Origin of the sequence: Streptomyces violaceorubidus (genome assembly GCF_000717995.1) — a bacterium.
Taxonomy (GTDB): Bacteria; Actinomycetota; Actinomycetes; order Streptomycetales; family Streptomycetaceae; genus Streptomyces; species Streptomyces violaceorubidus.
Window position 1 is genome coordinate 651,616 of record NZ_JODM01000001.1, and the last position, 12,201, is coordinate 663,816.

A 12,201-nucleotide genomic window follows, 5' to 3' on the forward strand; every position below is an offset into this window, starting at 1 on the left:
GGCATACCCCAGAGAAAGGGACAGTTCGCCCCCAGTAACTCACTCATTCGTGTAAAGAATGTTTTGTATCCACGTTTCTCTGCCCGTTCCTGCCCGGGGAACACGCCTCAGGCCGGGAGTAGCGTGAAGCGGACCGGTTCTGCGAGGGTCGAGCGGGCGCCTGACTCGTCCACGGTTCGGGTGGCCAGGGTGGCCTCGGCGAGCCTCGGCGGCAGTGCCTCGGCGAACTTCAGACCGCGTACGGCCCGCCCGTCGATCTCGGGCAGGCTCAGACCTTCCTCGGCCTGTGCCATGGCGTTCGTCCATTGCTCGCGCGTGAGATCGTCTCGCAGCCGGATCCAGTGGGCGTGGGCGCGCCGGTGCGGGGACACGGCGGGAAGCAGGGTGGCGGCGAGCGTGGCGTTGGCGCGGTGGCCGGCCCAGGTCCACCACCGGAGGTCCCCGTTGGGGCGGCGGACGATGACGGTTCCCCCGGGGTGCACCGTGTCCAGGTGTGTCTCTCTCGCCTGGGCGAGGCGTGCCGAAGCCCGTCCGGTGAGGCGAACGGGCGGGTCCTGGCCGAGGAGGACGTCGCGTGCGGCGCGGGTCAGTTCGAAGGAGAGGATCCGCTCCGCGCCGAAGCCCGCCCACCGGGCCCGCCCGCCTTCGTCGACCGGGGTGACGAAGCATCGGCGGCGGCTGAAGTCGATGTGGGTGACCTGCCAGCTGCGCCCGGCCAGCAGGAGCCTGCGGTGCCCCTGGACCTCCTCGGTGAGGAGGTCGGGGTCGGTGCGGCCGATTTCGTTGCGGCCGTTGAGGACGGTGAACTCGGGCGGGGCGGTGAAGACGGCCGTCAGGTTCATGAAATGGCGGTGCCCGTAGCGCTGTTCGGCCTCCGGGCCGATGAACAGCATGCCCGAGTCCTGGTCGAGGTAGCCCTGATCGACCAGGTGGCGAACGACGGATGCGGCTCCGGGGCCGAAGGGGCCGACGCCGGACCACCACTGCTGCCACAGGTTCTCGCCGACCCGGTGTTCCTGAAGGCACAGTGCCAGCAGTTGCTGGGCGACCAGGTGACGGGGCTCGGGGGGCGGGGTGACGCGTTCCACCCAGTTGCGCGACCACTGCAGCAGCAGCGCCGCCGACGCGAGGAGCCCTTCGTCGTCCAGGGCGAGGAAGAGGCAGTTGCGGCTGGTGCCGGGACGGCGTCCGGTGCGGCCCAGTCGCTGGAGGAAGGCGGCGACGGTGCGGGGTGCGTCGAGCTGGACGACCCGGTCCAGGTCGCCCACGTCGATGCCGAGTTCCAGCGTGCTGGTCGAGACGATCACGCAGTCCCGTGCCTCGGCGAACGCCGCCTCGGCCCGTCTGCGTTCGTCCACGGAGAGCGAGGCGTGGGAGAGGAAGGTCGTGACGCCGCGCAGGCGCAGCTGCTCGCCCAGCTCCTCGACGGTGCGTCGGCTCTCGCAGAAGACGAGGCGCTTCTCACCGCGGTGGAGAGCGGCGATGACGGTGGCGGCGTTGGCGACGGAGCCGACGTAGTCGAGTTCGATCTCTCCGGGCGGATGCGTGGTTCCCGCGGAGGGAGGCAGCGGCCGTGCGTCGGGGGAGACGACACGGCCGGGACGCCGGCCATGGCCGGAGCCCTGGAGCCAGTCCAGCAGCTCGGCGGGGTTGCCGATGGTCGCGGACAGGCCGACCCGCTGGAGGGGACGGCCCGCGATGCGTGCCAGGCGTTCGAGGACGGCCAGCAGGTGCCAGCCCCGGTCGTCTCCGGCGAAGGCGTGGACCTCGTCGACGACGACCGAGTGCAGGCCACTGAAGAACGAACGATGGTCGACGTGCGTGCTGACCAGCATCGCCTCCAGGGACTCGGGCGTGGTCAGCAGGATGTCGGGGCGCTCGACGAGCAGCTGGCGTCGGCGTGCGGTGGTGACGTCGCCGTGCCACAGGCCCGTGCCGCGGCCCAGCCAACCCGCGTACGTCTCCAGGCGCGGATGCAGGTTGTTGAGGAGGGCCTTCAAAGGGCACACGTACAGCACGCTGGTGCCTTTCCAGCCGCGCCGGCTCATCCGTGTGAGCAGGGGGAAGACGGCCGCTTCCGTCTTGCCGCCCGCGGTGGGGGCCAGCAGTACGGCGTCCTCGCCGGCGAGGAGCGGGGCGACGGCCTCGGTCTGCAGAGGGCGCAGGGTGTGCCAGCCGAGCGTGTTGACGATGTGGTGTCCGAGGACGGGGTCGAGCAGGTCGAAGGCGTCAGGTGGGCGCCACTGGCTTCCCTCACGTGACGACCGGTCGCTCACGGCAGGTCCAGGGGGACGTCCGCCGCACTGCTCGCCGCGTTGCGCTCGGTGTCGCTGAGCTCCGCCGTGCGCAGGGTCAGGGAGTAGTGCCTGCGCGGGTCGAAGTCCTCGAACTCGTCGACGCGGTCCAAGACGTCGGCGACCAGCTTGCGCAGATACAGGCGCGGCGCGATGCCGACCTTGCCGCCGAGCGCGCCGGTGACGGCGCGGGCCAGCTCGTCGAGGTAGGCGTCGTCTGCCAGCGTGGCCAGCCGCGCGGGGTGACGGGCGTCGGCCGCGTAGATGTCGCGCACCTTGCGCCCCAGCTCGCCGAGAGAGGCGAGGTCGAAGCCCGGCAGCCGCAGTTGCACTGCCCGGGGGGAGTCGAAGCGAGGGTCGGTGGTGAAGTCGGTGGCGAGACGTTGGGCGAGGGGCGCCAGGCGCTGCACGCCCTGCTGCCCGTCGTAGAAGGCGGGGGTGCCGGTGATGACGAGGAACAGGCCCGGGAAGCGTCCGGTGTCGATCTCGTCGAGGAGCTGGCGCAGCGCGTTGAGGGACTTCTCCCGGACGTCGCCGCGCACCCGCTGCAGGGTCTCCACTTCGTCGAGGACGAGTAGGAGTCCGGGGTGTCCGCAGTCCCGCAACACGGTGAGCAGGCCCTGGAGGAAGCCGAGGGCGGCGAAGTGGTCGAGGTCGCCGCGGATCCCGGCGGCGCGTTTGGCGGCAGCGGCCACCGACCTCTGCCCGCCGAGCCAGGCGATCAGGGCTTCGGCGAGGGCACCGTCGCCGGACGCCACGGCCCGCCGGTATCCGCGCAGTGCCGCCGAGAAGGCCGGGGTGGTGCGGGCGACGGAGGCCAGCCGCTGTTCCAGGAGCACGTCGACAGCGGCCGCGAGCGCCTCCTCGTCGTCGTCCGCCACGTCGCCCGAGGCGAGCGCCTCCTCCTCCAAAGCGTAGAACCAGGAGTCGACGACGGCGCGCAGTGCGGACGGCTGGTGGGTGGCGGTGGTGAGCCGCTCGGTGAGCCTGCGGTAGACGGTCTCCAGCCGGTGCAGCGGGGTCTCGGTCTCCGAGATCTGGACCTCGCTGACGGCGAGCCCGCGCCGCTTGGCCCGCTCGGCGAGCCATCGGGCGAAGAACGTCTTGCCGGAGCCGTACTCGCCGCGCAGGGCGTGGAAGGCTGCTCCGCCGCGGGCGACGGTGGCCAGGTCGTCGTCGAGGGCGCTTTCGAAGCGCTCCAGGCCAACGGCGAACAGGCCGAGCCCCGCCTGCGGGACGGTGCCGCGTCGCAGCGCGTCGACGACGTCGCGGCGGCGCGCGGCGCTGATGTCGAGGGCGGGGCGGGTCATGCGGGGCCCTCCGGGGACAGGAACTGCTGGCTGAGCAGGGCGCGGTCGAGCTGCACGGTGCGGCCGGACTCGACCAGCTGGAGGACCGGGTAGCCGTCGATGTTGAGCAGGCGTTCCAGCATGGTGGCGAAGCGCGCGGGGTTGCGCTGGGACTTGCCGGTGGCGGCCTGGGCGGCCGCGGCGACCGCTCCGGGCGACAGTTTCCCGCCCGCCGCGTCCAGGGCGTCCAGTGCCGCCTCGACCGCCTTCTCGGAGGGCGCGGCGCGGACGAAGTCGCGCTGCGTCCGGTACGGGGCGCTGCGCACGGTCCGATGCCCCAGGGTGAGTCGGGCGGACGTCACGGCACCGCGAGCGGGCCGGGCCGTCGGATCGTTGGTGCCAGAGGGTGGCTGCGGCGCGTTCCGGGGAGCGGCCATGGTTTCGACCGCGGACTCGGCGGCGGTCTCGGACTCCTTCCACCACGCCGGCTCGGCCGACTCGGGAGGCAGCAGCACCCAGCCCGAGGGCACGGCCCCTCCGGACGGCACCAGAGTGATCACGGGGACGGTGACCTCGGCGAGTGAGGCGCCACCGTGGTATCCGGCCTGGCGGGCGGTGTAGCGCAGATCGTCACGCCAGGCGGCGGTGATGCGCCGGCCGTCGGTCAGTACGCGCGGTCCGGACAGGGCGACTTCGCCGTCACCGGGGTCCCCGGTGCGCCAGCGGGCGCCGCACACTCCGGTGACGTCGGCGGGCTGGTGTCCGCGCTCGGTCCGGTCGACGATGTGGCCGTGGTCGGAGACCAGTACGACCGGACGGCCGTAGTCGCGCGCGGCGTTGAGCAGGTCGGGCAGTTTCCCTATGTCGGCCAGGGCCCAGCGGCCACTGGTTCCCTCCCGGCCGTCGGCCAGCGCGTCGTCGATGGTGTTGACGACGACGCCGACGATGTCGTCGGAGGCGAGCGCCTGGACGAGCTCGGGGGCGAGCCGGTGACCGGGCGGGCCCTCGTATCCCCCTTTGTGGAAGAGATGCGCTCCGCGGTGCCGCTTGCGCCAAAGGGCGGTGAAACCGGCGCGCTCGGCGCTCTGGCCGCCCTCGGAGGGCCGGCCGCACAGCAGCGACGCCCGGCTGACGCGGGTGACCGACGGCAGCATGGACACCGCCGCCTGCCGCAGCGGCACAGCGCCCTTCACAGCGGCGGGCACGATCTCGGTCCACGCCCTGCGGTCCAGTTGCCCCGCGATCCGGACGGCGACGTCGGCGCTCATTCCGTCCAGGACGAGGATCAGCGGCCGGCCGCCGCCCTGGGCGAGCGGTGCCGCCGTCCGGGCTAGGACGTCTTCGATGAGCAGCGCACCGCCGTTCGCCTGATGGCAGGCGGTCTCGGACCAGGAGGCGAGGAGCCCGGCGAAACGGGCGTCGAGAGCGGCGCGGCGCTCCCGTGCCGCTCCTATCAGCCGTCGGTACGCGTCGCCGACGGCCGCGTCACGGGACGCGTCTCCCTCCGCGAGGACACCGATGGCCAGGTCGGCCCAGCCCGAGGAGGCCAGGTGTTTCCGCACGGCCTGGCCGACGGTCTCGGGAGACGGGGGGGCGGTGGCGAGCCAGCGCATCAGGCGGACGGCGGTCCGGGCCGTCTCGGTGGACTCGGCGTACAGCGCGGCGAGCTGGTGAGCCTCCAGGTCGCGCAGGGCGGACTCGGCGAGTGCGGTCGCACCCTCGCCGCGGCTGCCGAGGCAGGCGGCCAGGGTCCGCAGCCGCCCCAGGTAGCCCGACGGGAGCAGGCGGTCGCCGCGGACCAGGTCGGTGAGGCGCGCGTCGGCGGCGAGCCGGTCGGCGCGTTCGAGAACCGCCACCACCCGGGAACGGGTGGCACCGGCCGGCGCGGTCGGGCCCTCGGCCTGCGCGATCCAGCGGGTGAGGACGCCCGTGGCGGCGTCGGCGAAGGGCCGCAGCGTGTCGAAGGAGGCGAGCGCCGGCCCGAATAGGGTGCCCAGGGCGAAGCCCGCGGCATCCACCGACCGCGAGCCCAGGGCGGCCGAGGCGAGCACACCCAGCGGCAGCGCGTCGCCGCCCCGCCCCTCGGCGGCGAGCGTGAGCAGGGTGGGGGCGGCGGGCCCGACGGTCCGGGCCAGCCAGGTCTCCAGACCGCGCTGCTCCTCCTTGGGCAGGGCGGCGTAGAGCGAGGGCCCGGCCGGGGTACGGGTCCAGGCGAACAACGCGTCGGCGTCCAGGTCCAGAGTGTCGGACGCGGGATCGCCGAGCCCCAGGCGGGCACCGAGCAGAGCGCGTACGGCCCGGTCGCGGGTGAGGACGGCACCGACCCGTGGCCAGCCGTCGAGGGGCTCGGCCTGGAGCAGCGCGTCCAGCAGCCAGTGCTCGCCCAGCATCCGCGGGTCCAGATCGGCGGCCCCGAAGAGCTGGGCGACGATCTCGGCCCGGTCGACGGGCAGCGGATGCCGGCGCACCGCGTGGGCGCGCAGATCGAGACCCAGCTGCTCGGGCGGGACGGTACCGGTGACGACGAGGACGCTGTCGTCGTCCTGCGCTCCGCCCGACAGGTGACGGTGCCAGGCATCGGTGACGCCGAGCGGGGAGTGCTGGTCGCTGACGACGACGCGGCGGTGCCCGCCGCCGACCGCGACGGTGAACTCGGTGTCCTTCTCCTCGGGATCCCACACCGCGTCGACCAGGACCAGCCGGCGGTCGGGCGCGTGCTTCAGCTCGGTCTGGAGAAGCACCTCCACGGCACGCCGGCCGGCGACGGGCCGGGTGGCCGTCACCGGCTCTCCCCGTCCGGCTCGGCACGCCAGACGATCTCCACCGGGGTGTCGGGGTGCAGGGCGCGGAACGCCTCGATCTCCTCGCGTACGGCGACGAGGTCGGCGTGGAGGGCGGCGGGGCCGGGGGCGATGACCCGGCGGGCGGCGCGCACCGGGCGAGCACCGTCGGCGTCGGCTCCGGAGTCGTCGGGCTCGAAGGACAGCGGCTGCTGCTCACTCCGCACGGGCTGCCCGGGGTCCGAGGAGACCGGCGGGGCGCCGTGCTCGGATAGCGGGACCTGCCCGGCGTCCGTCACCGGGACCGGGCCGGCGGGAGTGTCGACGGGGGCCGGCGGACGCTCCAGCCGCAGGGCGTCGTCCAGCAGCGCGTGGCCGCGCTCACGGACCTCGCCGAGCACGGGGATCAGGGACCGCCGGATCTCGGGAGTGCGCGCGGCCTCGCCGATCCGGTCCATGAGCCGCTGCGCGCGGTCGCCGACGCTGTCGTCACGTCCGGTGAGCGCGTGCACGCTGGACAGTAGCCGCCAGTCGGTGCCGTCGAGGGCCGTCAGCACGTCGGCGGCGCTGTCCATCGCGTGGGACAGGTCCCGAGCGGGCGTCTCGTACGAGACGGAGGCCAGCTCGCGCACGAGGCCGGTGGCGTCGTCGGTGTGGCGCACGATACGGGCCAGCAGGGAGGCGGCCTCCCGCAGGATCCCGTTGCGCTCGGGCGTGCCGTCCGCGTCGAGTCCGAGCAGCGTGGCGTGGCGCTTGAGCACGGTGCGCACGTCACCGACGCTCTTCTCGTACGCGGTCGCCTTGGCCAGGACGTCGGTGGCGAGCCGGTTGACGTTGCGGGCGAACAGGCCGGGCTTGGAAGTGACGCCGAACAGCCGGCCGGCGCGGTCCCGGGCGGTGGCGTACTCCTCCTCGGTGGGCAGCTGCTGGGCGCGCAGCTTCCAGCCCAGGCCGATCTCCGACAGCGGGGGAGGCGTGGTCTCGGTACCGGAGTACAGCACCCAGGAGCGGTCGTCGAACAGGGCGTAGGCGGCGATGAGCAGGCTGGAGACGTTCCGGTCCAGGCCGCGCATGCCCAGGTCGTTCCTGATCCAGTTGCGGATGTCCTCGACCGCGAGTTCGCCGTGCTCCCCGTGCGCCGAGGCGGCCCGGTTGATCTGCGAGCGCAACTGGTCGCCGCGCACGACGAGCGGGCCGTCGTGGACGGTGCCCAGCTCCAGCGCCTCGACGACGCGCTTGACGGTGCGCAGCTCCTTCGGGTCGGTGACCTCGGCCCGGCCGCCCTCGTCCATGGCCCGGGTGAGCCACTTCAGGGCCGTGCCGAGCTCGGCCTCGGTGACCGCCCGGGGGGTGCTCCCCGGCCCCGGACCGAAGTCGGGGTGCTTGTCGTAGAGGGCGGTGAACATCCCGTCCGCGAGCTGTGCCACCGCCTGGTCGAACGGCTTGCTGCCCTCCGGCTGCGGGCGCGGGAACTCGGGCTGGAGGGAGAGCACGTGCCGCCCGTCGGGCACCTCGGCGCCCCGGGTGTCCTCCTTGGCCTCGGCGAGTCCGTACACCTCGCGCAGCGAGTCGACCAGGGCGCGGGTGAGGTTGTCCCGGGCGTGCTCCAGGCTGCGGCGTGCCTTGAGGCGGTCGTCCGGCGGGAAGTTGCGGGTGTAGTCGGACAGCCGGTCGCGTTCCAGCAGGAAGTTGATCCGCATCAGGCGGCCCAGCTGGGCCTTGCGCTGCTCGGAGAAGTGGTCGCACAGCCAGACCAGCACCGGCGCGCCGGGATGCGAGGCGCGCAGGGCGGTGACGCGCCGGTGGGCGTCGTCGGGGGAGCGGCCCGGTTCCTCGTCGAAGGGGCAGTCGAGGATGATCCGCAGGTTGCCCGCGGTGGCCGGTTCGAAGGCCTCGTCCGTGACGCTGCGCGGGCTGCGCACCTCACCGAACACGAACTCCACCGTGCGCTCGGAGCCACGCCACACGATCTTCTTCTCGTCCAGGAACTGCCCCTGCCGCCCGGTGAGACCCAGCTCCTCCCACAGCCGTTCGCGCAGCCAGGAGCGCCGTACACCGCCCTTGTCCTCGCCGGCGACGGCGTCGAGGATCGGCTCGATGTCCAGGTCGGACAGGTGCAGGGAGAAGACCGGGTCGTCGGTGCCCTCGGAGCGCAGCTCGCCGGGGAACTCGCCCTGCAGCGCCCGCATCCGCTCGATGACCTTGTCCCGCACGGGCACGGCCCGCGAGCGCAGCGAGCCGTGGTTGAGGGCGGCGAGCCGGCCGGCGGTCAGCCTGCGCAGCGCGGGCACGTCGGGGGCGAGGGCAGCGAGCAGCAGCGTCTTGACGTAGCGCTCGTCGGCGAGGAGGTCGGGGTGGTCGGCCCGCCCGTACTTGCCCAGCAGGAAACGGCGGGCCTTGACGAGGAAGCGGCGGGCGGTCTCCGACTCCTGCTGGAGCTTGGCGGTGAACGCGGTGCCGGTGGTGTCGACCAGGACGTCCCACAGATCACCCAGCGGGATCAGCCGCCCGACCTCGGCGTCGGCGTTGCGCTCCAGCAGCTGCTGGACCAGCTTGAGACCGGTGCGTTCGCGCTGGAGCGCTCCCGACAGGGCCACGAGGACGTTCAGCAGGGCGGGGGAGAGCGGGTAGACGGCCCGGAAGTCCTCCCAGTCCGCACCGGTGGCACCCTCCCCGTCGAGGAGGACGTCCTTGACGAGCTGGCCCGCCTTGTCGATCCCGGCGAACGACGCCTCCAGCACCCGCTCCTGCCCGGGGAGCGGCTTGAGGACGCGCTCCTTGATGATCTCGGGGAGGTTGCGGTCCTCCAGGTCGACGACGGTCACGCGTTCCTTGAGGTACTCCAGGGCCTGCTGGAGGTTCTCCACGTCCGAGCCGAGGATGTCGGAGCCCATGAGCTGGGACAGGTCGCGCTGACGGGAGATGAACGAGATGATCGGCACCGGCCGGTCGGGGTTGCTGGACTCGATCAGCTTGCTGAGCTTCTGGATCTCGTCGTTGATGAAGGTCCGGTCGGACATCCGGGCCTGCAGCCAGAGCACCAGCTCGTCCAGGAACAGCACCACGCCGTCGTAGCCGAGCATCCGGGCGTGCTTGCTCATCTCGCTGAGCCCGTCGTCCAACGTCACATAGGCGGCCGCGTCACCGCTGACCGTGTCCGCGTAGTGTTTGTTCGGCCCGTTGAACAGAGCCGTCAGCAGCTGGTCGCGCTGCGGGTCGCCCGCGGGCGCGCGGAAGGCGGCGTCGAGGGCCGCGCTCGTCCAGCCGACGGCGGGAACGGCGCCGATGGGCGTCAGCTCCCCGTCCTCGTCGTCGTCCTCGTCGTCCGCCGCGGCGGCCTGGGGGGCGACGGGCGCGGGCAGCAGCCCGATGAACGCCTCGTCGCCGATCTTCGCGCGCAGCTCCCGCGCGTCCGCGAGCAGCGAGTCGGCCCGGAACACCAGCGGCGTGGGCGCGTCGGGCCGCTCCCGGCGGACGGCCTTCACATAGCCGCCGAGCAGTGCGGACTCCAGGCTGGCGGCGCCCACCAGGTGGTAGGGCACCATCAGGAACTTGCCGCCGGTCAGCCAGTCGGCGTTCTCGGCGATCACCTCGCGCAGCCGCCGCTTGTTCTCGACGGCCGGGTCCCCCTCGAGGACGGCGTGCAGCACGGTCAGGAAGTGGCTCTTACCGGCGCCGAAGGAACCGTGCAGGTACGCGGCCTGCGAGGCGTTCTTGCGCAGGGAGCTGCCGACCACCTTCAGGGCCTTGCGGAACTCGCCCTGGAGCTGCGCCGTGACGACGTAGTCATCGATCGACCCGGCCGTCTCGCCGGTGAACCCCTCGGACAGGGCGACCTTGAAGTCACCGGAGAGGACGTCCTCCTTGATGTCGAGGACATCCCTCAGCACGACCCCGTTGCCTCTGGCCATCAGCCGCTCCCGCTCCCCACAGCCTCGTCACGCCCGGCCGCCGCGCCCGGACTCCCGGCGGGCACCGGCCCGCGCACACCACAGCTGTCTATCCTGCCAGGGAGACGGGGACCCGTGGGACGGCCGGGGTGATCGGCGTCAGGACGGTACGTCCGGGGTGCCTGGGACGCCGACGGGCAGCACCGCCCACACGGTCTTGCCCGGAGCGCCTGTGCGGGGCGTCACGCCCCACCGTTCGGCGAGCGCCCCGACGATCAGCAGGCCCCGGCCCGCCTCCTCATCCTCCCCGGCCCCCCTCAGCGCGGGCCGGCACTCGCCCCGCGTGTCACTGACCTCGACCCGCAGCCGCCCGTCGGACAGGGCCAGCCGCAGCAGCGCGTCCCGCCCGGGCACCCGGCCGTGGGTGACGGCGTTCGCGGCGAGCTCGGCGACGACGAGACTCGCGTGGTCGTTGAGCGCGGAGCCGTACGGATGCCCCCAGGAGTCGAGGCAGTAAGCGGTGATGCGCCGGGCGAGACGGGCGCCGCGCGGGGTGGCGGTGAAGCGCAGCTCGAACGTCGTCCCGGCGGCGTCCGAGGTGGTGTCCGAGGCGGTGCCGACGGGAAGTGCGGGGAGTGTCATGCCCCGACGGTGACGCGCGCGGAGCGGCTGTGACCAGGGGGTGCGGTGGTACGCCAGAGCACTGTCGGGGTGCGTGGAGCGACTGTCGGGGGTGTACGGGCCACTCGTTCGGGAGAACGCCGGGCGTTCGGCCACGAGGCCGGACGGCATGTTCCTACGCTGGCGCGACCGACTGTACGTGAGCGCGGTTGACCTTCCGGTGCTTCTTGGGGGCGAGGGACATGGACCTGATGGACGGGACCCGCGGCGGCACGGTGGACACCGGCGACGGCGTGGACCCGGGGAACGGGTTCCTGCGCTGCTTCGGCCGCCAGATGAAACTCCTGCGCGAGGCGGCGGGCCTCACCCAGGCGGAGCTGGGGGTGCAGGTCGGGTACGGGGAGGCGCAGATCGCGTCGGTGGAACAGGGGCGGCGGATTCCCAAGCCCGAGCTGGTCGACGCGGTGGACCGGGTGGTGGGTGGGGGTGGGGTGCTGGTGGCTATGAAGGGGGAGGTGAGTAAGGCTCGGTATCCGGGGTTCTTCCGGGAGTTCGTCCGGTTGGAGGCAGAATCAGTCGAGTTGCATGCCTATGACGCCTTGTTGGTGAACGGGCTGCTTCAGTGCGAGGAGTATGCGCGAGCTGTCTTCGAGATGTGGCGTCCGCTGCTCGACGAGACGACCGTCGAACAGCGCCTCGTAGCCCGGCTGTCGAGACATGAGATCTTCGCCCGGAGGCCCGCGCCGCTTCTAAGCTTTGTCATCGAAGAGGCCGTACTCCGACGCCCCCTGGGAGGGCGGGAAGTGTTGCGGGCACAGTTGGAGCAGCTGCTGCTCGTGGGGCACCAGCGGAACGTCGAGATCCAGGTCATGCCGCTCCATCGTGACGAGCACGCCAGTCTGGCAGGGCCGTTCACGTTGCTCCTCACGAAGAGCCGACGCAGGATGGCCTACGTAGAAGCGCAGAGCCAGAGCGTGGTGCACTCGGACCCGGCCAAGGTCCAGAATCTCGAAGCCACTTATGGCATCTTGCGAGCCCAGGCGCTGACTCCGAAGGAGTCGCTGGGCTGGATCGAGCGGCTCTTGGGAGAGTTGTGACAGTGAACAGCGAAAGGCCGGCAAAGCTGGTCTGGGTAAAGAGCAGCTACAGCGCCGGCGACGGCGGCCAATGTGTCGAGATCGCTCGGACGGCCGGAGTTGTCCACGTCCGGGACTCCAAGCGGGCCACGGGGCCGGTCCTCACGGTCGCCTCCACGGAGTGGACCGCGTTCCTGCGGATGGCGGCGGAGCGCGACTGACCAGGGATGTATGTGCCCGAGGGGGCGAGG

The 12,201-nt window shown here is 72.4% G+C and carries 7 protein-coding genes; 2 read left to right on the plus strand and 5 right to left on the minus strand.

The window, feature by feature from the left end; genetic code table 11:
- Positions 1–107: 107 nt before the first annotated feature.
- The 5 genes from IE94_RS0103110 to IE94_RS0103130 all read right to left on the minus strand — a co-directional run bounded on the left by IE94_RS0103110 (position 108) and on the right by IE94_RS0103130 (position 10,895).
- The gene (locus IE94_RS0103110) at positions 108–2,276 is read right to left on the minus strand and encodes a DEAD/DEAH box helicase (protein ID WP_051777199.1); all 2,169 of its coding nucleotides are present in this window, start codon (positions 2,274–2,276) and stop codon (positions 108–110) included.
- Positions 2,273–3,604: a BREX system ATP-binding protein BrxD gene (gene brxD / locus IE94_RS0103115; protein WP_030145799.1), complete on the minus strand. Its 1,332-nt coding sequence runs from the start codon at positions 3,602–3,604 to the stop codon at positions 2,273–2,275. The genes IE94_RS0103110 and brxD overlap by 4 nt, the downstream gene beginning before the upstream one ends.
- Positions 3,601–6,366: a BREX-2 system phosphatase PglZ gene (gene pglZ, locus IE94_RS0103120; protein WP_030145800.1), complete on the minus strand. Its 2,766-nt coding sequence runs from the start codon at positions 6,364–6,366 to the stop codon at positions 3,601–3,603. The genes brxD and pglZ overlap by 4 nt, the downstream gene beginning before the upstream one ends.
- Positions 6,363–10,274, minus strand: coding sequence for a BREX-2 system ATPase PglY family protein (locus IE94_RS0103125; RefSeq protein ID WP_030145801.1), 3,912 nt, complete (start codon positions 10,272–10,274; stop codon positions 6,363–6,365). The genes pglZ and IE94_RS0103125 overlap by 4 nt, the downstream gene beginning before the upstream one ends.
- Before the next feature lie 138 nt (positions 10,275–10,412).
- The gene (locus IE94_RS0103130; RefSeq protein ID WP_051777202.1) at positions 10,413–10,895 is read right to left on the minus strand and encodes an ATP-binding protein; all 483 of its coding nucleotides are present in this window, start codon (positions 10,893–10,895) and stop codon (positions 10,413–10,415) included.
- 221 nt (positions 10,896–11,116) lie between these two features.
- Here IE94_RS0103130 and IE94_RS0103135 point away from each other — a divergent pair, with 221 nt between their 5' ends.
- Together IE94_RS0103135 and IE94_RS0103140 are read left to right on the plus strand one after the other, a co-directional pair.
- Positions 11,117–11,971 (plus strand): helix-turn-helix domain-containing protein, encoded by an 855-nt coding sequence (locus IE94_RS0103135; protein WP_030145803.1) that lies wholly within the window; start codon positions 11,117–11,119, stop codon positions 11,969–11,971.
- A 2-nt stretch (positions 11,972–11,973) separates the two neighbouring features.
- Positions 11,974–12,171, plus strand: coding sequence for a DUF397 domain-containing protein (locus IE94_RS0103140; protein WP_030145804.1), 198 nt, complete (start codon positions 11,974–11,976; stop codon positions 12,169–12,171).
- The last annotated feature ends 30 nt before the right edge of the window (positions 12,172–12,201 follow it).